The sequence below is a fragment of the Pseudarthrobacter sp. CC4 genome (assembly GCF_048957775.1).
Taxonomy (GTDB): Bacteria; Actinomycetota; Actinomycetes; order Actinomycetales; family Micrococcaceae; genus Arthrobacter.
This window is the reverse complement of the sequence record NZ_JARCCZ010000016.1, coordinates 38,223-61,552: the sequence shown is the minus strand read 5'-3', so window position 1 is coordinate 61,552 and position 23,330 is coordinate 38,223. Positions and strand designations below refer to the sequence as shown.

Below are 23,330 nucleotides of genomic sequence, written 5' to 3'. Positions count from 1 at the left end.
TAAACTAAAGCTCAAAACCATGGGAGTCAAGAGGCGCATGAAGGTTCTTTTGCGGGTCACTTTGAGGGTTCCTTGACGTAGCTGGCCGGATTCCAGAGAATGTATTCACCGAAACTTTTCGAAAGGCTGCAAACCCATGGCATCGAAGATCGCTGAGCGGACGAGGCCAACACTCGCCACCGTGGCCCGGCAGGCCGGTGTTTCTGCGCCGACGGTGTCCAAGGTTGTCAACGGCCGCGAGGATGTGTCGCCGGAAACCCGGGCCCGCGTGCTGGCCGTCCTGGAGCAGGCCGGGTATCAGTCCCCGCTGCAGCGCCGTGCCGCCGGGGAAACCGGCACGGTGGTTGAGGTGGTCATCGATGTCCTCGATTCCGCGTACACCATCCAGGTGCTCAACGGCGTGCTGCAATCCGCGGCCGATGCCGACGTCGAGATTCTCGTCAGCGTCACCGGTCCCGCGAGCCAGGGCCGGCGCAGCCCCGAGCGCCGCGCACAGCGCATGGTGGACGAGGGCAGGGACGGAATGATCGTGGTGACCTCAGCCTTCAGCGAGACGCAACTGCACCCTTTCCGGCGCCGCCGGATTCCCGTCGTCGTGATTGACCCGCTGAACCCGCCCTCCGCTGACGTGGTCAGCATCGGTGCCACCAACTGGGCCGGCGGCAAGGCAGCCACGGAGCACCTGCTGGAGCTGGGGCACCGCCGCATCGCGTACATCGGCGGCATAGAGAAGGCCGAATGCAACCAGGCTCGGCTGCACGGCTACATGGCCGCACTCATGGCGCACGGCGTGCCGGTGGACCCGCAGTACATCTATTCCGGCGGCAGGTTCCGCCGGGAAAGCGGCGTCAAAGGCCTGAAGGCGCTGCTCGAGCTGGACAAGCTGCCGACCGCGATCTTCGCCGGCAGCGACACCATCGCCCTGGGCATCCTCGGTGAAGCGGGCCGGCACGGCATCCGGGTTCCCGAAGACCTAAGCCTTATCGGCTTTGACGGCACAAACCAGGGCGAGGAGTCCGTGCCTTCATTGAGCTCCGTAGCCCAGCCGCTGGAGGAGATGGGGCGGGCAGCGCTTCGGTCTGTCCTGCGCCAGGCGCGGGGGGAAGTCCTGGATTCTCACCGCGTTGAGCTGGCCACCCATCTGATTGTCCGCGATTCCACGGCGCCGCCCGCCGCCTGAGCTGCGGAAACCCCTGCGCGGGGGTCCCAGTGAGCGCCGAGCCCTACTTCTTGGTGAGCCGGTAGCGCTCGATCTGCCTAAGGCGCCGCATCAGGCTGTCGCGACGGGGGTGCGGGACGGTCTCGGCCGCCTCTGCCGTGAGGTCGATGTGCCTGGTGCCGTACTGCCATAGCAGCAGGTCGTCGAGCAGCCGGTCGGGCCCGGGGGAGTAGCGGTGGTCCAGTGCCTTGCGAACCTCGGTGATCCGGTTGGCGCTGAGCAGCCCGGCCAGCTGCATGGTCTGGTTCAGGCCATGGGCTGCGAGGAGTTCCGCCGCCCAGCCCCAGTCATCGTCCACTTTGCGGTCAACGTGGGGGAGCAGGGTGCGCCAGACGTCGCGGATCCGGTTGGGCGTCAGCGGAGCAGCACCTTCGCCGTCGGCGTCCCAGAAACCGCGGACTTCCTCGTAGCGCTCGTGCAGGTCGGCGAAGGCGGTCTCCACTGTTTCCAGCATGGCGGCCGTGGCCGTGAACTGCCGGTCGAAGTGGGGTGTCCAGGCCCGCGGGTCCTCGGCCTTGAACCGGATGTCATGCTCGATCTCGCTCCACGCGTGGGCGAAAATGGTGCGGATCTGGCATTCGAAGAAGTAGCTGCCGTTGGGCACGGCTTCCGGGTTGAAGACCGACTGGTACTCCTTGACGGCCTCGTTCTGGATGGTGCGCAGGATCAGGTGCCTGCTGGAGTACCCGTAGGTGCCCGATTCTATGGAGCCGATGTCCTTTTCCCGGTCCCCGCGGCAATCGAAGAGCTGCCGCTGGTGTTTGATGATGTTGGCCACCAGGGCATTCTCTGCGGGCAGCTTGGTGATCACCCGGATGCCCACCATGTCATTCAGGGTCCGGAACGGGTCAGGGAACTTGAGGACAGGGGGCGCGCCAGGCTCCAGGGGTTGCTCGATCCGGGAGATCTTCTCCTTGAACGATTCCACGGTCTTGGTGCGGCCCGTGACGAACAGCGGCGTGACCTCGGAGTCCTTGAGCATGTCCCGAAGCGTCAGCAGGACATCCCGGGTGACCAGCTTGAGGGCAGGGCGGACCCGCTCATAGATCTCCACGTTCTGCTCCACGGATTCGCGGAGGCTCGCATCCAGGCTGTCCCAATGACTCGGCATGGTTCCAGCTTACGGCGGAGGCCCGGCCGTGATCCCCGCACCGCCGTCGCTCCTTCACCGCGTTGCCCGGCGCCGGCTTGCGATTCCATCGATTGCTCCGTACCTGCCGTTTTCACGTCCCAAAAGGGCCGGTACGGAGCACTCGATGACGGGGAGGCGTGCCGGGCGAGGTCCTCAGGCGCCCGGAGGCTGGTATTTGATCTCGGCCGCCTTCTGCAGGGCTTCGATGGTCTCCTCGACGCTCATCAGTACCGTGGTTTCGAATGAACTCAGGGCGCCGCCCCCGCTGATGGCCAGGGCCACCGCCGCCATGGACACGTTGTCCGGCGCCTCCCAAAGGTTGTAGCCATCGTGGCTGCCGAAGGCGTACCAGAACCCATGGAGCTTTCCGCCCACCGATTCGATGTACGCCTGGGCAGCTTTCCGCCGGTCTTCCGGGTTGTTGATCAACCGGCCCCAGGTCTCCGGCGTGTAGCTGAACCTTGACAGATAGAGCGGCATTTTTCCGATCCTTTCGGTCGGTGGAACGGAGGTAAGGTCCACCCAGAGTGGCACTGTGCTGCCCGTCCGGCAATGGCCTGTGTTGAGGCCCGGCAATGCACTGCGCGGTACGCTCGGCAGATGGCAAAGCGGCATAGGTATCACTACGGCGATGACCCCAGCCAGTGGGGCGAACTGTTCCTTCCCGAAATGCCAAAAGGGGCGGCCCACCGCGGCGTGGTGGTGGTGATCCACGGCGGCTACTGGCGGTCGAAGTACGGTGCCGAACTGGGGGAGCCCCTGGCCGCGGACCTTGCCGGGCACGGGTTCGCCGCGTGGAACCTCGAGTATCGCCGGGCGGGCAACGGCGGGGGCTGGCCGCAAACCTTCTCGGACATCCTTGCAGGCATCGACAAGCTCCGGGAGCTCGCAGGGCCCCACGCCCTGGATTTGGGCAAGGTGGTGGCGCTGGGCCATTCCGCCGGCGGGCATCTCGCAGTGTGGGCGGCGGGCCGGGACCGCCTGGGCCGCCTGGGGCTGGAGGCCGAGCACCGCGAGGCCGGCGCCAGCCCCAACGGCGTCCGCCTCGCCGGCGTGGTCAGCCAGTCCGGCGTGCTCAACCTTGCGGCAGCGGAGGAACAGAACCTCAGCGATGGTGCCGTGGCCAACCTGCTGGGCGGGCCGTCGTCGGACTTCCCCGGCCGGCACAGGTACGCGGACCCGATGGCCGCGTTGCCGCTGAGCGTCCCCGTCTATGCCGTGCATGCAACGGACGACGCCGACGTGCCGCTGGGCATGTCAGCGTCCTACGTGGAGGCGGCCAGGTCCGGGCCGGCTCCCGCGCGGCTGGTCATGGTGCCGGGGGACCACTTCGCGCTGATCGATCCATCAACGGAGGCGTACGCGAAGTGCCGGGAGCTGGTGGGGGAGTTGCTGCACTGGGCTGAGCGTCATCGGGCTTAGCAACGTGCCGGCCGGCCTCTCCTCTGGCAGAGTATGAGCATGCTCACAGTTATTGGCGAAGGCCTCGTTGACGTTGTCCAGCGCGCCTCCGGAATCGAAGCCCACGTAGGCGGCAGCCCCCTGAATGTCGCAGTGGGCCTGGCCCGCCTCGACCACCCGGTGCAGTTCATCGGGCGGTACGGCCGGGACGCCTACGGTGACTCCGTCGCGGCGCACCTGCGCGCCAGCTCCGTGATGCTTCCCATGGGCCCGGATGACCTGCCCACCAGCGTGGCCACCGCACTGATTGACGACGACGGCGCCGCCACCTACACGTTCGACCTCACCTGGCAGCTCCCCGGCATCGCCGACCGGCTCGCGTTCATGCTGCAGGGAACCACCCTGCTGCACACGGGATCCATAGCAACAATGCTGGCGCCGGGCGCCACCGAGGTGCTCGCCGCCGTCGAATTCGCCCACCCGCACGCCACCATCAGCTACGACCCCAACTGCCGGCCCAGCATCATCAGCGATGTTGACTATGCCCGCCGCCACGCGGAAAAGTTCGTGTCCCTCGCCGACGTGGTGAAGGCCTCGGATGAGGACCTGGCCTGGCTCTACCCAGGGCAGGATGTGCTGGAATCGGCGCGCAAGTGGCTGGCCCTTGGCGGGGAGGAGGGGCCGGCGATGGTGGTGGTTACGCGCGGCGCCGAAGGGCCCTGGGGGGTGTGCCGGGCGGGCGAGGCGCAGGTGCCGGCTCCCAAGGTTGTGGTGGCGGATACCGTGGGCGCGGGCGATTCCTTCATGGCCGCGCTCCTGTCCGGCCTGGTGGACCGCGGCCTGGACGGAGCCCAGAACCGGAAGGACCTGCGCGAACTCCCGGCGGAGGGGCTGGAGGAACTCCTGGCCCATGCAGCGAAGGCCGCCGCTGTCACGGTGTCCCGGCCGGGCGCAAACCCGCCGACCCGGGCTGAGCTGAACGGGGTGCCTGCGGAGGATTAGGCCGGATCATCAGTTGCTCCGATCAAGTATCCCTGACTGATACCTGCAGACTGCGACGCTCTCTCACTTAATGCGCTTAAACGGCCAGCGCTCTCTCACTTTCTAAAGGAAAGTGAGAGAGCGCTGGCCATGATGGCGCATTAAGTGAGAGAGCGTGTTGGTTGGGGTCCTAGTCCTTGCCGAGCCCCGCGGCCGAGGTCTTCTCGCCGGACACGCTGTTGAGCGCCCGCAGGTCGAAGATACCGTTGATGTCCGCCTGCTTGGTGGTTCCGGCGGTCACGCCGTCGGCCAGGAGCTTCTGGTAGGTTCCGGCCAGCGGATCCACGGTGAACACGATGTTCTTCAGCGACCGGTCGATCACGTCGGCCTTCAGCTCGGCGCCGGCGGCTTCCCTGAGTGCGGCGTTGATGACACTGGCCTTCTCGCCGTCGGCTGCCCCGTTCAGCCACTCGACCGACTTCACATGGCCCTTCAGGAGAGCCTTCACGGTGTCCGGGTGGTCTGCGGCAAACTTCTGGTTCACGATCAGGATGGTGGTGGGGAACTCGCCCGGCTTGCCGGACAGCGAGCCGTCCCAGAGGTCCTTCTCGTCCACCAGGACCTTCGCGCCGGCGGTCAGCACCAGGCGGGAGGCCCAGGGCTCAGGCAGCCACGCGCCGTCGAGCTTTCCGTCCTGGAACAGTTTCAGGGTCTGGGCGTTCTCGGTGGGGTTGATGGCGACGTCGCCGCTGCCGTCCACGTTCGTCTTGTAGCCCTGGGAGGCCAGCCACGCGCGGAGGGCAACGTCCTGGGTGCCGCCGAGCTGCGGGGAGGCGAGGGTCTTGCCTTTGAGGTCCGCCGCGGAGTTGATCTCCGGCTTGACCACCAGCTGGGCGCCGCCGGCGGCAGCGCCGGCGATGATGTTGATCGACTCGCCGCCGCTCTTGACGTACGAGTTGATGGCGGGGTTGGGGCCGATGTAGGTGGCGTCGATGGCGCCGGCGTTCAGGGCCTCGATGGCTGCCGGCCCGGCGTTGAACACCTGGGTGCTGAGCTTGGTGTCGCCCAGTTCGCCGGCAATGTAGCCCTGGCTGACGCCCACCAGGGCGGGGGCGTGGGTGACGTTGCCGAAGTAGCCAAGCTTCAGTTCGGCAGCGGGGTTGCCGGAGGGGGCGGTTTCCTGCGCGGCAGCGGGAGTGCCGCCGCTGTTCACCGCCGCGGCGACGGCCGCACCTCCGCCCACCAGGGCGAGGAGCGCAGCGCCGATCCCGATCTTCTGGCCGAGGGAACGCTTGGGAGCGGCGGACTGTCCGGCCACGATGCGGGTGGAGCCTGGCTGGCTCCGGGGGCTCTTGTTCGATGGGTCTGACACTGGGAATTCCTTTGCTGGGGCGGATGCTGAGACGAGATTACGGAGCACCCGGCAGCGCCACAATCATTCCCGTAGCGGGCGTTCACGGAAGGTCGCGAACGCTCAACAGGACGTAGCGCGGCGTCAAGAAACGACGCGGGACGTCTTCCGGGGCCCGGCAGGATTGCCTACGCAGCCCTGATGAGTGGAGCTCGCTGAGGACCCGCCGCAGCCCGGCTGCGGTGGTAACGGGGTGTGGTCAGCCCGTGTCCAGGGTCACGTCGCCCAGCGGCGTGGACAGCACGGCGCGCAGCGCCGGGGCCGCGGCATATGCCACGCCAGGCAGCGCCAGCAGCTGGCGCACCGGCGGCGGCAGGCCGCCCAGCTGCAGCTCGCGCAGCGCGACGCCGCTGGTCGCCATGCGCGCGGTGGGATGCGTGCCGTCCCACTGGATCAGAGTCGGCAACGCGCCGCCGAGCTGCAATGCGCCGTCGTCGCGCACCAGGATCTGCCAGGCCAGCCTCCCCTGCAGTGTCTCGCGAGACATGGCCATCGGCTGCCCCGGGTCGATCCCGACGTTGACGAGACCTTCTCGGTGCAGGCCGAGCATGCGGGTGCGCGCCACCAGGTGCACCAGACGCGGTGCATCGCCGATGCGCTGCTGCAGTGCCGGATCGTCGAGGCCGAACCAGCGCCGGCGCGCTGGCGGCGGAGCTTCCGGATCGATCGCGATGATCTCGAAGTACGCGCCCGGGAACGCGGCCGACGCGATGCTGAACACCCGGTTGTGAGTGCCCATCAGCAGGTGCTTGCCGCCGGGCCCAGGCGTGATGCCGAGCGTGGCCTCGCACCAGGCCACGCCCTGTTCCAGGCTGGTCGCGGCGACGACGAGGTGATCGACTTCGGTGCTGCTCACAGGACCTCCTTAACGCGGTTACAGGTCACGCGATAGTCGCCGATCCGGGTGCTGCCGGCTCCGGACACCGCACGCAGCCGCCGTTACGTGCGGCCATCTGCGGGACCGTTTGCCGGTTTAGGTGACGGTCAGCTGGGTGTACATCCCGGCCCAGTAGTGGCCCGGCAGATTGCAGACCAGTTCATATCTTCCGGGCTTCAGGTCAAGGGTGATCCATCCGGCAGCGGACGGGAGGATTCCGTTGCCGTCGCCTTCGGCGCAGGTGGCGGCGGCCTCGGCCAGGCTGCCGGCCTCGTCGATTTTCCCGTCCCGGCCGACCGGGCGGGTTCCGGCGATCTGGGTGTCCGCCAGCGGGATGATCATCATTTCATGAGGGATATTGCCGGCGTTGGTGACCAGGAAGGACACCTCGCCGCGCGTCACGGTGGACCGGTCGGCGGTCAGCTGCATGCTGCGCCGCATCATCCCGCGGCCGCCCATCATGGGGCCTCCCATATCGGATGCCGTGACATGGATGACCGCGCCCGGGAGGCTGGGCGGAGTGCACCGGGAGGTTCCAGGGAATCCGTAACCGCCCGGTGCCACCCCGCCGTTCATGAACACTATGGCCGTCATGGATGCGGCCGTCAGGACAAGGGCCGCGAGGATACCGAGCAGGACCTGCCCCCTGAGGGACCGGGTTTTCACGGTTTCCGTCTCAGCACGGCGCGGCGTTCATTGAACTCGGTGGCGTCAATCTCCCCCCGTGCGAAGCGTTCGTTGAGGATCCGCTCAGGATCGTCGTGCGGGGGCCCGTAGGATCGCCAGGCGCCGGGCTGCCCGCCGCGGATCAGGAGGATGACCACCGTCACCACGCCTCCCCAGAACAGCAGCATCATTAGCGCCATGGCCACCCAGCCGCCGATTCCCCCGTCGCCGTACCATCCGTACATCATGCCCGGACCTCCCTTTCTGTAGTTGTGACTGCTGCTTGCTTTCACCATTGCCTGTGGAGCGTCTGGCGAACAGGGTCCTTGGTCACGAGGGAGGCGCCTGCGCGCGCGGTTTTCTAGGCGGCCGATCCTGCCTCGACCGGCAGGCCGCCGATGCGCCATTCAAGCATTCCTTCGTGCAGGCGCCGGGCACGGCGGCCGGCTGCGTGCAGCAGGGCCACGGCTTCGTAGGCAAGGACGCAGTAGGCGCCCCGACAATAGGCCACGACCTCTTGGTCCCCGGGCAGTTCGGACAGCCGGTCGCTGAGCTCCTCCAGCGGGATGGAGATGGCCCCGGGGATATGGGCGGCGTTGTATTCCTCGTTCGGGCGCACGTCGAGGACCGTTGCGGTTCCAGCCCGGGCGCGGGCGAGGAGCTCTTCGCGGCTCATTTCCTCCTCATCTCCCCGGCGATCTCCAAGTTCCAGATAAGCGACGCGTTTGGGTTCGACGCCGGCCACGTGCTCCTGCGCAACGGATCGAAGCAGGCTGTAGAGCCGCAGGATGTCGGGGCCGGCGAGGTCGTAGTGGATTCGGTTGCCGTCCCGCCGGGTGGTTACCAACCCGGCTTGTCGAAGGGTTTGGAGGTGCGCCGAGGCCGTGCTTAACCCCAGCCCGGCGGCGGCGGCCAGGGTTTCCACGCTCCGTTCCCCCTGGCTGAGCAGGTCCAGCAGTTCCAGCCGCTTGCCGTTGGCCAGAGCCTTGCCTACCCGGGCGAACTCCTCAAAGAGTTCAGATTTCCTTGCCTTGTCGCCCACTTTAGTCCTCCAGAGATCCATGTAATACTGGAACAAATACTATTCCACGTTTTCTTGGAATGCCAGCCTATTGCCGGTCCACCACCGGCACGGAAGGACCGTGCGCCATGGGCATCCGGGACGTGACCACGCTGGGCCTGCGGCAGAACCTGGCCCAGTTCATGCTCCTGGTCGCCGTCAACGCCCTTGTTGGCGGCACCCTCGGCCAGGAGCGCACGGTGCTTCCGCTGCTGGCAGGGCAGGTCTTCCATCTGGACCTCTATACCTCCGCGCTCACCTACATCCTGGCGTTCGGCGTGGCCAAGGCCGGCACCAACTACTTCGCCGGCACCCTCTCGGACCGCTACGGCCGCAAACCGGTCCTGGTCGCCGGCTGGCTTGTCGCGCTGCCGGTGCCGCTGATGCTCATATTCGGAACCTCCTGGGCGTGGATCGTCGCGGCCAACGTGATTCTGGGCGTCAGCCAGGGCCTGACCTGGTCCACCGCCGTCGTGATGAAAATGGACCTCGTCGGACCGTCCCGGCGCGGCTTTGCCATGGGCTTGAACGAAGCGGCGGGCTATCTCGGCGTGGCCGCCACCGCCCTGGCCACCGGGTACATCGCCGCCGCTTACGGGCTGAGGCCGGGTCCGTTCCTGCTCGGCGCCGCCTACATTGCCCTGGGCCTGGGCCTCTCGGTCTTTGCTGTGAAGGAAACCCGGGACCACGCCCGGCTGGAGGCCGCGAACCACGTTTCCGCCCACGCCGGCGCCCACGGGAGGCTGAGCAACGGGGAAATCTTCACCCTGACCAGCTTCCGGGACAGATCCCTGTCTTCGGTCAGCCAGGCCGGCTTGGTCAACAACCTCAACGACGGCCTCGCCTGGGGACTCTTCCCCGTCCTGTTCGCCGCCGCGGGACTCACGATCGAGAAGATCGGCATCCTTGCCGCCGTCTACCCTGCGGTCTGGGGCGCAGGCCAGCTCGTCACCGGGGCACTGTCGGACAAATACGGCCGCAAATGGCTGATTGTCGGCGGTATGCTCCTGCAGGCCGTCGCCTTGGCGATGATCGCCGTCGGCCAGGACTTCGGGATCTGGCTTGCCGCCGTCGTTCTCCTCGGGGCCGGAACGGCCATGGTGTACCCGACACTGCTCGCCGCCGTCAGCGACGTCGCACACCCGGAATGGCGTGCTCGCTCAGTGGGAATCTACCGTCTGTGGCGCGACGGCGGCTTCGCCGTCGGAGCCCTCCTTGCCGGCGTCCTCGCCGACGCCTACGGGATCCCCGCGGCGGTCGCGGTCGTCGGCGCTGTCACAGGGGCGTCCGGCGTCGTGGTGGCGGTCCGCATGCGGTCAACGGATCATCACCGGCAGACGGCCTAGAAACGGACTCCCGGCCGCTGGGGCGGTTCAACCTGCTCCCGACACGAGTGGAGTGCCGATGGGGCGAGGTCCGCTAATGCTGGGTCAGCCGGAGCCTCGCAGCCCGTTCCACGAGGACCGGCACGTAATCCCGGATAGGGCCGTCATCGAGGACGCGGTGTTCTTCGGCGACCACGTTTTCGATGACGGAGCGCGGTTCCTCGGGGAAGCGCTCCGCCAGCCGGTCGACAACAGCCATGAGGGCCCGCACTTCGGGTTCGTTTGTCATTCCCAAAGCTTCGGCCTGGCGGGGAGGAGAGTCAACCATCACTTAGTCGTCCCACGTCAGCGCCCTTTAAGTGCCGTCCTGCACAGGAGGAATGGCCGCTGCCCCTGGCGGGCGGCGGCCACTCCTCGTAGCGGTCCGGCTCTGTGCGGCTTCAGCCGGCGGCAGCCACCGGCCACGACTCGCGGACGGCCGACGGCGTGAACCTGGCGCCGGTGTCGGGGAAGCCCGGCACCTCGATCCGGGCGTGGGTGTGGACCTCCCGGACTGTCCGGCGGGTGTGCTCGGCGATCTCCTCCATGGTGGCCACCCACATGCCGTCCAGGCCCTTGACCCGTTCGATCAGCCGTTCAAGGGCTGCCGCCTTGGAGGGCCGGCCGGAGATGAAGGGATGGTTGGTGAGGACAAAGCAGCTGCCCTGCGCGTGGTGGGCCTCGGCCTCCAGCGTCCACATCTCCAGGACCTTCGCGGGGCTCTCAATGACGCCGCTGCCTGTCACGCCCGGGTAGAAGGCGTACTGCTCCCAGTCGTCCAGCGCCCAGTCCACCGGAATCTCCACGATATCCCTGCTGTCACCCGGGGCGACGCTGAAGCGGTAGGGGGCGTCGCCGTCGAGCAGGCTTGAATCGTAGAGGAACCCGCGGTCCGCCAGGAGGCCGGCGGAGTGCCAGTTCAGTTCCCACCACGGCGCCCGGTAGCCTGCCGGCTCCACTCCGGCGGCCTTGGCCAGCGCCTCGAGCCCGCGGTCGATGTACCGCGCCTCCGCCTCGGCGCTGATGCCCTTCATGGGCTCGTGCAGGTAGCCATGGTGGGCCACCTCATGTCCCGCGTCCACGATCCGCCGGACGGTATCCGGGTAGCACTCGGCCGTGAAGCCGGGGACGAAGAACGTGGCGCGGATGTCCTGCCGCTGGAGGATCTGCAGCAGCCGCGGGACGGCAACCTTGGGTCCGTACGACTGGTGGGTCATCAGGGACATGCGGCTTGTGCTCTTGGGATCGTGGGAGATGGTGCAGGATTCTGCGTCGACATCGAACGTGAAGGATGCTGCGGCACGCTTGCCCTCGGGCCAGGTGATCGGGTGGGCGGAGTCGGGGAATGCTTCAGTCATGGTGGGATCCTGCGTTTCAGAGGGCTGCGGGCGTGCCGGGCTGGGCCGCGGCGCCTGTCAGTTCGGTGGGCAGATGGTGGGCGGCAGTTGTGGACGGAGCCTGCTCAATGAACCTGCGGTGCACCTTCGGGCCCAGGATGGCGTAGCTGGCGGCGCTTGCAAGGCCGCCGGCCAGCCAGGACAGGTCCCAGCCGCCCAGGGCCACGGCCATGGGGCCCTGCATCGCGGGAACGAGCCCGTACATGAACAGCCAGGTGGCGAAGATGCCCACCAGGAGGGACGTCACTCCCGCCCAGTTGACGCCGGGGAGCCGCCTGGTGCCGACGCCGTCGAACAGTCTTTCGGGGTTGCCGGGCCAGCGCTTGTCGATCCAGAAGTAGTGCACCAGCATCACGCCGCCCCAGGCAGCCACCCAGGCCACCAGGCCGATGAGCCACGCGTCGAGGACTGCGGCGAAGTCCTCCTGGAAGATGAAGAAGACGACGGCGGCGAGTGAGAAGACGCCGACGAACAGGTTGAGCTTGCGGCGGCTGATAGTGATGTCCAGCGCCTGGGTGGCCACCGAGAAGGTGTAGATGTTCAGGATGTTCGTGGCGATGGGGCCGTGCAGCACCATCAGCAGCACCGGCAGGGCGAGGACCCCGAAGTTCTGGACGATCAGCTTTCCGGGATCGATTTCGCCGCTGTTGGTGGCCAGGCTCGCACCCAGGATGCCCAGCCAGACGACGGGAATGAACTGGCCCAGGACTGATGCGAGGTAGACCTTCTTTTTGGGCACTTCGGTGCTCACGAAGCGGGAGTAATCCGCGGCGTAGGTGAACCAGGTGATCCCCCAGCCGATGCCGATGGCGGTCATGACGGCGCTCATGGCGGCGATCCGCTCGGAGCCTTCCAGGATGTTGCCTGCGGGGCCGGCGTAGCCCCAGTCGATCTTCATGCCGAACCAGGCCACGGCGGACATGACCGCCAGGATGATGATGGTGGGCGGTACTGTCCACTTTTCGAAGGCGGCAATTGCCTTGTAGCCGAACCAGGCAATGGCTACCTGGGCGGCCATGATGGCTGTGGCCACGCCGATCTTCCAGCCGTAGTTATGGGCTGTGGGATCCACCCAGCCGAGCGTTCCGAAGAGCGCCATGACCAGGTCCAGGATGATCCAGGTGTTCACCGCGCACCAGCCGATGACCAGGAGTGCCTGGATGGCTGCCGGGAGGTAGTTGCCCCGCCGGCCGAACGCCGCGCGGGCCAGGACCATGCCGGTGGCTCCGGTCTTCTGGCCGAGGAGGACGAAGCAACCGAAGAGCAGCATGCCGATCAGGTTGCCCAGCACCAGGACGGTCACGGTGTCCGCGAAACCCAGCCCCAGGTGGATTCCGAGGGCACCCAATACCCAGTTGATCGGTGCGAGGTTGGCACCCGCCCAGATCCAGAACTGGCCTGAAACTTTGCGTGTGCGCTGGGACTCGGGGATTGGCTGGAGCCAGGCTTCGACGTCTTCCGCGTGGACGGACTGCTCGATTCCTGGCGTCGTGGGTTGTTGTTGCATCGAAGCCTCTTCGTTGAGGGGATGGGAGTTCTCCAAGATTATGTGTCGGGCGCCACACGCACCATCTACAATGTGTCTCTAGGTTTCCGAATAAACGCGACGGAGTGTCATGCCAGTCCGCTTGGAGGATGTGTTGAAACATCCCACCCTCACTGCTGCCGAACCGGTGGTCCGGGCTGCGGCCGGCGCTGTTCCCCGCACGCAGCTCCGCTGGGTCCACTCAAGCGAGGTCCTGGACATCGCTTCGCTGCTCGGAGGCGGTGAACTGCTGCTTACGGGCGGCCAAGCCCTAGCCGCGGCCTCCGATGAGCGCCGGACGGGCTACATTCGGGACCTTGCCAGGCGCGGGGTGGCGGCGCTCGCCGTCGAGACGGGAAGCGTCCTGCCTTCCATCCCCTCCTCGATGGTTTCCGCAGCCGAGGAAGCCGGGCTTCCGTTGATCGAGCTGCGCCGCGTGGTCCCTTTCGTTGCGGTGATGGAGGCGATCAACTCGCAGCTCGTCAGCCAGTCGGCCGCCCAGTTGCAGCAGGCCGACCAGGCCAGCCACGCCATGGCGGTGGAGCTCGCCCACGGGAGTAGCCTGGACAGGATTCTGGGCGTCCTTGCTGCTGCAACAGGCTCGGAAGTGGAGTTGATTTCCACAGCCGGGATCACCTTGGCCAGCGCCGAACCTGCAGGGGGCACAGATGCACCTGCGCACGTCGCTTCGGCGGATGAAGCCCGGGACCACCAAAGAACCGTCCACGTCGAGGTTCCGGTGCGTGGGATCCCATCTGCCCGGCTGACCCTGCATGTCCGCGAGGACGCGGATGTGAACCTGGCGAGGATCGCCGGGAACCGGTCCGTGGATATTCTTTCCCTGGCCCTTTTGCAGCGGATGCCTCCAGGGCTGAAGGAGCTGGCGGGCGCGGCCCTGATCCGGGCGATAGATTCCGGCAAGCAGAACTGGCGGCTCCAGGAGCTGGGTCCGGCCGCGGGAATTCCAGTGTCTGCGCGGGTGGTGGCAGTGGTTGTCCGTTCTCCAGCCTCCAAGGAGCTTCGGAGAAGCGTGGAGCACCTTTTGGACCCGGGCGGGCAGTACAGCGCCAGCTACGCGGACAACGCGGAGCTTCTCGCCTTGGCTGTCCTCCGTTCCGCCAATCCTCATGTGGAACGCCAGAAGATCGTGGACGGCCTGCAGTCGCTGGACGTGCCCGAGGGGACTGTCAGTGCCGTCGGCCCTGCCGCGTCGGGGATAGCGGCCGCCCCGTGGTCCCTGTCCGAGGCGAGGCTCACGCTGGAACTTGCTGCCGACGTCGGGCGCGGGAGGTCAGGAGCGATCTCTTCCCGGCGGGTGTTTGACGCCCAGGCGTTCGCCGTGGAGCGCCTGGCGGTCCAGTCAATGGATGAGCCCGTTCGGCGGGATTTCATCCGCCAGCAACTGGGCGCCGTTCTTGAGCACGACGCCCAGCGGCACTCACAGCTGGTGGAGACGCTGCGGGTCTGGCTGGATTCCGGCTGCAACACTGCACAGGCCGCGCGGGACCTTCATCTTGAACGGCAGTCCATGCACCAGCGAATGCAGCGCATCTTCTCCCTGTGCCGCGGGGATCCCCGCGGCACCGGCCGCCTCGCTGCCCTGCACCTGGCCACCCGCCTCGCCGCCCTCCAGCCCAAATAGGACGCTCTCCCACTTAATGCGGGTTTTCCGGCAATCCTCTCTCACTTGATGTGGGTTTTCGGGCATCCCTCTTTCACCTCCAGCACCCCGACGGCAGGCCTGTGGATAACTTCTGCAGCGTCCTGCCGTCTCGGGGCACAATGCCAGCATGCGAAAGCAAGTTCTGCCCCTGCCGTTGGCAGCGGCTCCCTTCACCTTCAGCTCAGCCATGGCTTCCGGCGTCCCGCTAAGCAGGCTCCGGCGCAAGGATGTGGTCAACGTGGGCCGCGGCCTGTACCGTCCTGCGGCCTGGGACTTTGATTTGGAGGGCGCGGCCAGGGTGTTGTCTGCCGCGTCGCCGGGAGCCTGGATCTCCCATGTGACCGCGGCCCGGCTTCGATGCCAGGTATTGCCTCCGTGGCTTGCCGATTCCACGGAGTTGCACCTCAGCAAGCCGCGTTCGCTGCCATCAGTCCGCCGGAAGGGCGTGTTCGGCCATACCGTGCTGGCACGTGAAGATGAGATCGAACTTGTCGACGGCATCCGCCTGAGCACGCGGTCCCGCACCTGGCTCGACTTGGCACGCGTGCTGCCGCTCCATGACCTGGTCAGCATGGGTGACCAGCTGGTCCGCATCCCGCGGGTGGATTTCGAGGGGAGGACGGAGCCCTATGACACCATTGCGGGCCTTCGGATGCTGGTGGGCCGCCACCCTAATCTGCAGGGCATCGTCCGCGCCCGTGAAGCGCTGGATCTGATGCGGGTGGGTGCCGACTCCGCGCCCGAATCGCTGCTTCGCTTGGCCATCGCTGACGCCGGGCTGCCGGAGCCCGGACTCCAAGTGCCGTTGCGCGCCGGAGACACGTGGTCGCCGTCGGCCGATCTCGGCTACCGTCATCGCCGCCTTGCGATCCAGTACGACGGCGGACATCACCTCGGGGAGGCGCAGATCCTCAGTGACAGGAGACGGGATAAGGCCTTCGAATCCGCTGGCTGGACCGTCCTGGTCTTCGACAAGGATGATCTTGCGGACGAATTTCAGCGCGCAGTACAGCGGATCAAACGGGCCCTTCGGAACAGTTGGCTTGACCACCCCCAGGCATCCGGGTTCGCCTGACAGCCGCACTGCCGCCGCAGATGGGATCAGACCAGCCAGCGCCACCAGCGTGGCTGCTCCGGTACCGGCGTCGGTTCCGGTTCCGGTTCCGGCTCCTCGCCCAAGGCCAGTGCGGCCTCGACGATGTCGTCCGCGGTGAGCGTCATGACGGCCTCACGATCGAGCGCGTCGAGACTTTGTTCCTCGTCGCGCGACAGCCGCAGCGCCTGACGGTTGAGCGCCTGCTCGAACAGCGTGCGGGCGAACCGTGCGTTGCCAGAGTCCTCGCCCGCGTGGAGCCCGGTGAAGATGCGGCGCAGCATCTGGTCCGCACCCGGCTCCAGTCTGTACTCGTGCTGGGCCAGCATCCGGTGGAAGATCGTCTGGAGGGCGTCGACGGAGTAATCGGGGAACGTGATTTCGCGGGCGAACCGGGAGCGCAGTCCGGGGTTCGAAAGCAGGAAGGACTCCATCAGCCGCGGGTACCCGGCCACGATCACGACCAGGCGGTGGCGGTGGTCCTCCATCCGCTTCAGCAGGACCTCGATCGCCTCGGGGCCGAAGTCCATCCGGCCGTCCTCCGGGGCCAGGGCGTAGGCCTCGTCGATGAACAGGACGCCGTCCAGCGCACGCCGGATCACCCGGTCCGTCTTGATGGCGGTCGTGCCGACGTACTGCCCCACCAGCCCCGAACGGTCCACCTCGACCAGATGGCCTTTCTGCAGCAGACCGACGGCGCGGTACATCTCGGCCAGGAGCCGCGCCACGGTGGTCTTGCCCGTGCCCGGGTTTCCGAGGAACACAAGATGCTGTGACGTGGCCACCTCCGGCAGGCCGTGCGCCTTACGGCGGGCCTGGACCTGGAGCAGTGCGACGAGCGCCCGCACCTGTTCCTTCACTGTCTCCAGTCCGACCAGCGCGTCGAGCTCGGCCTGCACCTCCGACAGCGGCCGGGCCGGCCCGGGCCTCACAGCGATGAGATCGCCGACCAGGTCGTCGACGCGCTCAGAACCGGGCAGCTTGATCTGATCGGCCAGGCGGCCGATGGTTTCGCGCAGGTCGTCGAGCGGATTGCGGCTGGCAGCCATGCATCCACTGTAGTCCTCGATCCCCGGCCGGGATGGGGGCTCCAGGAATAGCTACGGCAATGATCCCCGAATGTGAGAGAGCGTCCCGTCAAAACCCGCGTTAAGTGAAAGAGCGTCCCGTCAAAACCCGCGTTAAGTGAGAGAGGATCGCCCGGAAACCCGCATTAAGTGAGAGAGGATCGGGTGGGGAGGGCGGGTCAGCGGAGGACCACCGTGCGGTTGCCCTGCAGGATGACCCGGCCCTCGCAGTGCCAGCGGACCGCGTTGGACAGGGCCTTGCACTCCGTGTCGCGGCCGGCCGCAACCAGGTCCTCGGGCCCGTAGGTGTGGTCCACCTCCACGGTCTGCTGGGAGATGATCGGACCCTCGTCGAGTTCACTGTTGACGTAGTGCGCCGTGGCGCCGACGGTTTTGACGCCCCGGGCGTAGGCCTGGTGGTAGGGCTTGGCGCCCTTGAAGCTGGGCAGGAACGAGTGGTGGATGTTGATGGCCTTCCCGTCGAGTTTGCGGGTCAGGTTGTCACTGAGCACCTGCATGTACCGGGCAAGCACCACAAGTTCCACATCGAACTCGTCCACCAGCTCCAGCAGTCGCGCCTCTGCCGCAGGCTTGGTGTCGGCGGTGACGGGCACGTGGAAGAACGGGATCCCGTGCCACTCCACCAAAGCCTGGTGGTCCGTATGGTTGGACACCACGGCCACCACGTCCACCGGCAGTTCGCCGATCCGCGCCCGGAACAGGAGGTCGTTGAGGCAGTGCCCGAACTTGGACACCATGATCAGCACGCGCCGCTTGGAGCCGTGCGGCTCCAGCCGCCAGCGCATCCCAAACTTCTCCGCAACGGGACCGAACGCGGTCCGCAGGGTGTCCACGGTGGAGGCATCGCCGTCGGACACGAAATGCACCCGCATAAAGAAGTGCTTCTCGGAACGCTCGCCGAACTGCTGGTTGTCGATGATGTCGCAGCCGTGCTCCAGCAGGAAGCCGGACACAGCGTGGACGATGCCCGGCGACTCCTGGCAGTCCAGCGTCAGGACATGCTCCACCGTGGTCACCGGCGCGGAACGGGAAGTTTCAGTCTCAATGGCAGTCATGGCTCAGCACTCGATCACATTCACGGCGAGTCCTCCTCGGGAGGTTTCCTTGTACTTGGTTTTCATGTCGGCGCCCGTCTCGCGCATCGTCTTGATGGCTTTGTCCAGGGATACCTTGTGGCTGCCGTCGCCGTGCAGGGCAAGGCGGGCGGCGTTGATGGCCTTGACGCTGGCGATGGCGTTGCGCTCGATGCAGGGGATCTGCACCAGCCCGCCCACCGGATCGCACGTCAGGCCCAGATTGTGTTCAATGCCCACCTCGGCGGCGTTCTCCACCTGCGCCGGCGTTCCGCCCAGCACCTCGCAGAGCCCGGCGGCTGCCATGGAGCAGGCGGAACCCACTTCACCCTGGCAGCCCACCTCGGCGCCGGAGATGGAGGCGTTGATCTTGAACAGGATTCCGACGGCGGCCGCGGCCAGCAGGAAGCGGACCACGCCGTCGTCGTTGGCGCCGGGGACGAACTTCACGTAGTAGTGCAGCACCGCCGGGAGGATGCCCGCCGCGCCGTTGGTGGGCGCGGTGACGATCCGGCCGCCGGCTGCGTTCTCCTCGTTCACGGCCAGGGCGAACAGGTTCACCCACTCCATGGCCCGCAGCGGATCGGTCACGCCGGTGTCCGCCGTCAGGGTCTGGAACAACGACGGCGCGCGGCGGCGGACGTTGAGGCCGCCCGGAAGGATTCCTTCCGCGGCGCAGCCGTTGTCCATGCATTCGCGCATGACGGCCCACAGCTTCAGCAGTTCCTCCCGCAGCTCGGCTTCGGTCCGCCACACCAGTTCGTTGGCGAGCATGACGTCCGAGATGGACATGCCTTCGCGGCTGCAGATCGCCAGTAGCTCGTCCGCCGTGGTGAAGGGGTAGGGGAGGACCGTGGCGTCAGCGACCACGCGGTCGCCGGCGTCGGCATCCCCGTCCACCACGAAGCCGCCGCCAATCGAGTAGAAGCTCCGTTCGCTGAGGACAGCACCCGCGTGGTCCAGGGCCCGGAAGGTCATGCCGTTGGGGTGGGCCGGGAGGGACCTCCGCCGGTGGAGGACCACGTCCTCGTCCCAGTTGAAGTCCACCCGGTGGTCGCCGCCCAGCCACAGTTCGGCGTCGAGGGCGGCCGCAGCCACCTGGTCATCGGCCGTCGACGTATCCACGGTTTCGGGGTCCAGGCCCTTGAAGCCCAGGACCACGGCCTTGTCCGAGCCGTGGCCCCGCCCCGTGGCGCCCAGCGAGCCGAACAGTTCGGCCTGCACGCGCCGGGTGGAGCTCAGGAGCCCGTCGCCTTTAAGCCCGTCGGCGAACAGCTTCGCCGCCCGCATCGGGCCGACCGTGTGTGACGACGACGGCCCGATGCCAACGGTGAACAGGTCCAGGACGCTGAGTGCCATTTAGGGGACCTCAGGGGATGCGTACTCGCGCATGGCGTCCAGGAGCCAGCGGCCCAGGAAATCGGCGAACGAGGCGCGGGGGAAGATCCGGTAGCTCTGCTCGCCGGTCTTCCACAGGACCACCGGGATGTTGCCAACCTCCGTGGAGAGCGCCGTTCCGGCCTTCAGCACGCGCGGGTGCAGGTCCAGCGAGCAGCCCTTCTCCAGGACGGCGCGGGCCCGGGGGCCGGTGAGTTCGAACGTGGTGCGGTTGGCGGAGAGGTCCACCACCTGGCCTTCGCCGTCCCCGAGCGCTTCGCGGAGCGCCTGGATCAGGCTGCCGCCGAGGGATTCGTGGGCTTCCCTTGGTGCCACCACCAGGAACTCCTGGGGCCCGAGCCACAGCACGGACGTATCACCGGTGCCAGCCACGCCGCCGCACGCTGCGGGCAGGCCGCCGGTGACGGAGGCGATGCGCTGTCCGGCGTCGCTGTCACGGCTGACCCGGAGGCCCACCATGGTCAGGAAGGACACTTCGCTGATCTCCGCCACGCCCGGGACGGAGCCGGTTTCAAAGTCTGCGCGGAGCTGGGCGGCGGGGCTGACGCGGAGTGAGAGGTTGTTCTCGTAGGAGGTTGCGGGTGCTGCTGTTTCAGCCATCTTTGCGGGTCCCTTCGGGGTCAAAAAGTACGGTTTCGGCGACGACGACGTCCACCAGCTGGTCGCCGGCGGCAGCCACGAGGGTTTCGCCGATGCGGTTGCGGCCGTTCTTGATCAGGGCCAGGCCGAACGACCTGCCCAGCGCCGCGCTGTGGTAGCTGGAGGTGACGAAGCCTTCCATCGGGACCGGTCCGTAGGCCGGGTTGGTGGAACGGCCCTTTTCAACGAGCTGGGTCCCTTCGGGCAGCCGCAGCGTCCCGTCCACGGGCAGCACGCTGACCAGGTGCTTGCGGTCCTCGCGCTGGCCGTCGGCCCGGGCGTAGGAGCGCTTGCCGATGAAGTCCTTGGCCTTGGAGACGATCCACTCCATGCCCGCGTCCTGCGGGGTGACGGTGCCGTCCGTGTCCTGGCCGACGATCGGGTAGCCCTTCTCGGCGCGGAGCACGTGCATGGTTTCGGTGCCGTAGGGGGTGATGTTGAACTCGGCCCCGGCGGCGGCCACGGCTTCCCAGGTGTTCAGCCCGTACCAGGACGGCACGTTGATCTCGTAGGCAAGTTCACCGGAGAAGGAGATCCGGCAGATCCGGGCGCGGACGCCGGAGGCCAGGGTGGTTTCGCGGAAGGTCATGAACGGGAAGGCTTCGGCTTCCAGTCCGCCGTTGGCGGCCAGTTCCGGGGCCACCTTCGCGAGGACGGCGCGGGATTTGGGTCCGACGACGGCAATGGTGCTCCACTGTTCGGTCACCGAGGTGCAGTGCACGTCCAGTTCCGGCCACTCGGTCTGCAGCCATTCCTCCAGCCAGTCCAGCACCTTGGCGGCGCCGCCGGTGGTGGTGGTCATGAAGTAGGTCTCCTCGTCCAGGCGCAGGGTCACGCCGTCGTCGAAGATCATGCCGTCCGCCATGCACATCACGCCGTAGCGGGCCGAGCCCGGGGCGAGCTTCTTGAAGGCGTTTGTGTAGATCCGGTTGAGGAACTCGCCGGCGTCCTTGCCCCGGATTTCGATCTTGCCCAGGGTGGTGGCGTCCATGAAGCCCACGGATTCGCGGACGGCGGCGCACTCGCGCAGCACGGCCGTGTCCATGTCCTCCCCGTCCTGCGGGTAGTACCAGGGCCGCTTCCACTGCCCTACATCTTCGAACAGGGCACCCTTGGCCACGTGCCAGGGGTGGATGGAGGTCTTGCGGGCGGGATCGAACAGCTCGCCGCGCTGGCGTCCGGCCAGTGCCGCGAATGCCACCGGGGTGAACGGAGCGCGGTAGGTGGTGGTGCCGATGTCGCCGATGCCGCGGGATGCTTCTCCTGCGGTGCGGAGCGCGGCGGCGATGACGCCGATCGCGTTGACGCCTGAGGTCTTGCCCTGGTCGTTGGCGGTGCTGATGGAGGTGTAGCGCTTGATGTGTTCCACGGACCGCATGCCGGCACCGGTGGACCGCAGCACGTCAGCCACGGACTGGTCGCGCTGGAAGTCGACGTAGTGCTGGTGCCAGTCGTCCGGGGTTCCGGTCTCGCCGGGGACGAGCCACAGCTGGCGGGTGGGGGCGGAGGCCTTGGGCTCGGCGAGTGGGGCGGGTTCGACTGAGGAGCTGAACCCGGCAGCGATGGCTGCGGAAGCGCCGGCGGCGACGCCCTCGGCGAGGCAGTCGCCCAACTCGAAGCTGCCGCGGCCCGAGCCGATGGTCTGCTGGTTGGGGACCACGGTGCTGGGCACGAACGCGGCCAGCTCGTCGTCCCAGCGCAGCTTGCCCTGCCGCTGGGAGTGCAGGTGGACCAGCGGGCTCCAGCCGCCGGAGACGGCCAGGAGGTCGCAGGCGATCTGTTCGACGCCCGAGGTGAGCTCGCCGTCGTCGTTAATGCTGCGGACGGTGACGCCGTCCACGCGGCCGTCTGCTGACTGCGAAGACGTGTTGGCCACGGCGCTGCCGATCAGCACCCGCGTGCCGGACTCGACGGCGGCAGCAGCCACGGCGGTGAGCTGCGGACGGGCGTCCACGACGGCGGCAACCTTGACGCCGGCGGCGCGCAGGTCAGCGGCCACGGCGTAGGCGCTGTCGTTGGTGGTGCTGATGACCACGCGGCGGCCGGCGGCCACCCCGTAGCGGTTCAGGTAGGTGCGGACGGCCGAGGCGAGGATGATGCCCGGGCGGTCGTTGTTCTCGAACACCAGGGGACGCTCGTGGGCGCCGGGGGCCAGCACAACCTGGTTGGCACGGATGTGCCAAATCCGCTGCCGGGAGACGCCCGGGGCGGCGGGGGAGGACAGGTGGTCGGTGCGGTTCTGCACGGCGATGACGTAGTTGGCGTCATACGCGCCGAAGGCCGTGGTGCGGTTCAGGACGGTGGACTCGGCGCCGGAGACGAGCTCGGCTTCGACGTCCGCCACCCATTCCAGCGCCGGCTTGCCTTCGATGGTCTCGGCCAGCCCGGGTGCCGTGGACCCGGAGAGGAGGGACCCGCCCAGCTCGGGCTGGTCGTCCAGGAGCATCACGCGGGCGCCGGAGCGGACCGCTTCACGGGCCGCGGCCAGGCCGGCGGGACCGCCGCCCACCACCAGGACGTCGGTGTGGACGTACTTCTTGTCGTACTCGGCGCGGTCCTCGGCCGGGTCGAGCTTGCCAAGGCCGCTGAGCAGTTCCGCCTTCAGGCCGTCCACCAGGGTGACGGTAGTGGCCGGAAGCATGGATTCGGCCACGTCACCGGGGAAACGCGCAGCGATCTTCACCATCGCGTTGGATTCCTCCACACCGGCGGACATGATGCCGCGGGGCCGGTCCTCGTAGAGGGAGTTGCCGGCGCTGATCCGGCCGTTGGCGATCAGGGCCGACGCGAGGGTATCGCCGGGGTGGCCGGTGAATTCCTCGCCGTCCACGGTGAAACGCCATGAGATGGTGCGGTCGATGCGTCCGCCGGCAGCGAGGCGGGCGTTCTGGGAAGTCACTTGGTTGCTCCTTCCGGGGCGGTGGTGCTGGCGGAGGTTGTGCTTGGGGCGATGCTGGTTGCAGCGGTGCTGGGTGCCGCGGTTCCGGTGGTGGTGCTGTCCGGGGCGAGGCTGGCGGTGCCGGTCTCACGGGTCACCTGGCCCGCTGCATCCGGCCGGGGCGTGCCCATGGGGTAGATCGCCTGGATCTCGTAGGTGACGGTGTCGCGGAGCATGTTGAACCACTGGCGGCAGCCGGTGCTGTGCAGCCAGCGCTCGGCGAAGGCGCCCTTGGTGTTGTCCCGGTAGAACAGGTACTCGGCCCATTCGCGGTCGTTGAGTTCGTTCGGGTTTTCCGGGTACGGCACGTGGGCCTGGCCGCCGTAGTGGAACTCGGTCTCGTCACGGGAGCCGCAGTTGGGGCAGGAGATGAGCAGCATGTGCGTCTTCTTTCTAAAGTGCAGT

The 23,330-nt window shown here is 67.3% G+C and carries 22 protein-coding genes; 6 read left to right on the top strand and 16 right to left on the bottom strand.

Translation table 11 applies throughout. From position 1 onward, the window contains the following. Positions 1 to 136: 136 nt before the first annotated feature. Entirely contained in the window at positions 137 to 1,180 is a 1,044-nt protein-coding gene (locus PV768_RS12225) for a LacI family DNA-binding transcriptional regulator (RefSeq protein ID WP_421093134.1), read from the top strand. Between the two features lie 43 nt (positions 1,181 to 1,223). Here PV768_RS12225 and PV768_RS12220 read toward each other — a convergent pair whose 3' ends face one another. Continuing rightward, on the bottom strand, positions 1,224 to 2,330 hold the full coding sequence (locus PV768_RS12220; protein WP_421093133.1) for a GTP pyrophosphokinase: 1,107 nt from the start codon (positions 2,328 to 2,330) through the stop codon (positions 1,224 to 1,226). A 174-nt stretch (positions 2,331 to 2,504) separates the two neighbouring features. Then, entirely contained in the window at positions 2,505 to 2,831 is a 327-nt protein-coding gene (locus PV768_RS12215; protein WP_157239925.1) for a GYD domain-containing protein, read from the bottom strand. A 120-nt stretch (positions 2,832 to 2,951) separates the two neighbouring features. Between PV768_RS12215 and PV768_RS12210 the strand changes: the two genes are divergently transcribed. Both PV768_RS12210 and PV768_RS12205 read left to right on the top strand, forming a co-directional pair. Beyond that, positions 2,952 to 3,773 carry an alpha/beta hydrolase gene (locus PV768_RS12210; protein ID WP_421093132.1) on the top strand — a complete coding sequence of 274 codons (822 nt, stop codon included), beginning with the start codon at positions 2,952 to 2,954 and terminating at the stop codon, positions 3,771 to 3,773. 39 nt (positions 3,774 to 3,812) lie between these two features. After that, complete coding sequence (locus PV768_RS12205) at positions 3,813 to 4,754, top strand: carbohydrate kinase family protein (RefSeq protein ID WP_157239921.1); 942 nt, start codon at positions 3,813 to 3,815, stop codon at positions 4,752 to 4,754. 169 nt (positions 4,755 to 4,923) lie between these two features. On the opposite strand, the gene PV768_RS12200 is transcribed toward PV768_RS12205, so the two are convergent. The 5 genes from PV768_RS12200 to PV768_RS12180 form a co-directional block, all read right to left on the bottom strand. Continuing rightward, the gene (locus PV768_RS12200; RefSeq protein ID WP_421093131.1) at positions 4,924 to 6,105 is read right to left on the bottom strand and encodes an ABC transporter substrate-binding protein; all 1,182 of its coding nucleotides are present in this window, start codon (positions 6,103 to 6,105) and stop codon (positions 4,924 to 4,926) included. Between the two features lie 238 nt (positions 6,106 to 6,343). Next, entirely contained in the window at positions 6,344 to 7,000 is a 657-nt protein-coding gene (locus PV768_RS12195) for a VOC family protein (RefSeq protein WP_421093130.1), read from the bottom strand. Positions 7,001 to 7,117: 117 nt separating this feature from the next. Then, complete coding sequence (locus tag PV768_RS12190) at positions 7,118 to 7,687, bottom strand: sulfocyanin-like copper-binding protein (protein WP_421093129.1); 570 nt, start codon at positions 7,685 to 7,687, stop codon at positions 7,118 to 7,120. Continuing rightward, positions 7,684 to 7,935, bottom strand: coding sequence for an SHOCT domain-containing protein (locus PV768_RS12185; RefSeq protein ID WP_157239918.1), 252 nt, complete (start codon positions 7,933 to 7,935; stop codon positions 7,684 to 7,686). Before PV768_RS12185 ends, PV768_RS12190 begins: the two co-directional genes overlap by 4 nt. Positions 7,936 to 8,048: 113 nt before the next feature. Further along, positions 8,049 to 8,729 carry an ArsR/SmtB family transcription factor gene (locus tag PV768_RS12180; protein WP_323057913.1) on the bottom strand — a complete coding sequence of 227 codons (681 nt, stop codon included), beginning with the start codon at positions 8,727 to 8,729 and terminating at the stop codon, positions 8,049 to 8,051. 107 nt (positions 8,730 to 8,836) lie between these two features. Here PV768_RS12180 and PV768_RS12175 point away from each other — a divergent pair, with 107 nt between their 5' ends. Beyond that, complete coding sequence (locus PV768_RS12175; RefSeq protein WP_421093128.1) at positions 8,837 to 10,093, top strand: MFS transporter; 1,257 nt, start codon at positions 8,837 to 8,839, stop codon at positions 10,091 to 10,093. 73 nt (positions 10,094 to 10,166) lie between these two features. On the opposite strand, the gene PV768_RS12170 is transcribed toward PV768_RS12175, so the two are convergent. From PV768_RS12170 to PV768_RS12160, 3 genes are all read right to left on the bottom strand, one after another. After that, positions 10,167 to 10,361: a three-helix bundle dimerization domain-containing protein gene (locus PV768_RS12170; protein WP_157239914.1), complete on the bottom strand. Its 195-nt coding sequence runs from the start codon at positions 10,359 to 10,361 to the stop codon at positions 10,167 to 10,169. A gap of 151 nt (positions 10,362 to 10,512) precedes the next feature. Beyond that, entirely contained in the window at positions 10,513 to 11,469 is a 957-nt protein-coding gene (locus PV768_RS12165) for a polysaccharide deacetylase family protein (protein WP_157239912.1), read from the bottom strand. 16 nt (positions 11,470 to 11,485) lie between these two features. Then, the gene (locus PV768_RS12160; RefSeq protein WP_157239910.1) at positions 11,486 to 13,015 is read right to left on the bottom strand and encodes a purine-cytosine permease family protein; all 1,530 of its coding nucleotides are present in this window, start codon (positions 13,013 to 13,015) and stop codon (positions 11,486 to 11,488) included. A gap of 109 nt (positions 13,016 to 13,124) precedes the next feature. Between PV768_RS12160 and PV768_RS12155 the strand changes: the two genes are divergently transcribed. Continuing rightward, entirely contained in the window at positions 13,125 to 14,675 is a 1,551-nt protein-coding gene (locus tag PV768_RS12155; protein WP_421093127.1) for a PucR family transcriptional regulator, read from the top strand. Positions 14,676 to 14,823: 148 nt separating this feature from the next. Further along, entirely contained in the window at positions 14,824 to 15,771 is a 948-nt protein-coding gene (locus PV768_RS12150; protein WP_421093126.1) for a DUF559 domain-containing protein, read from the top strand. Between the two features lie 26 nt (positions 15,772 to 15,797). On the opposite strand, the gene PV768_RS12145 is transcribed toward PV768_RS12150, so the two are convergent. From PV768_RS12145 to PV768_RS12120, 6 genes are all read right to left on the bottom strand, one after another. After that, a complete protein-coding gene (locus PV768_RS12145; RefSeq protein ID WP_421093125.1) occupies positions 15,798 to 16,838 on the bottom strand; it encodes an AAA family ATPase in 1,041 nt (346 codons plus the stop codon). A gap of 197 nt (positions 16,839 to 17,035) precedes the next feature. Beyond that, the gene (gene purU, locus PV768_RS12140; protein ID WP_157239903.1) at positions 17,036 to 17,932 is read right to left on the bottom strand and encodes a formyltetrahydrofolate deformylase; all 897 of its coding nucleotides are present in this window, start codon (positions 17,930 to 17,932) and stop codon (positions 17,036 to 17,038) included. 3 nt (positions 17,933 to 17,935) lie between these two features. Next, entirely contained in the window at positions 17,936 to 19,309 is a 1,374-nt protein-coding gene (locus PV768_RS12135) for an L-serine ammonia-lyase (RefSeq protein WP_421093124.1), read from the bottom strand. Then, entirely contained in the window at positions 19,310 to 19,948 is a 639-nt protein-coding gene (locus PV768_RS12130) for a sarcosine oxidase subunit gamma (protein ID WP_421093123.1), read from the bottom strand. Then, positions 19,941 to 22,886, bottom strand: a complete 2,946-nt coding sequence (locus PV768_RS12125) for a sarcosine oxidase subunit alpha family protein (protein ID WP_321214994.1) — start codon at positions 22,884 to 22,886, stop codon at positions 19,941 to 19,943. The genes PV768_RS12130 and PV768_RS12125 overlap by 8 nt, the downstream gene beginning before the upstream one ends. Continuing rightward, positions 22,883 to 23,305: a sarcosine oxidase subunit delta gene (locus tag PV768_RS12120; RefSeq protein ID WP_157239897.1), complete on the bottom strand. Its 423-nt coding sequence runs from the start codon at positions 23,303 to 23,305 to the stop codon at positions 22,883 to 22,885. The genes PV768_RS12125 and PV768_RS12120 overlap by 4 nt, the downstream gene beginning before the upstream one ends. Positions 23,306 to 23,330: the final 25 nt, after the last annotated feature.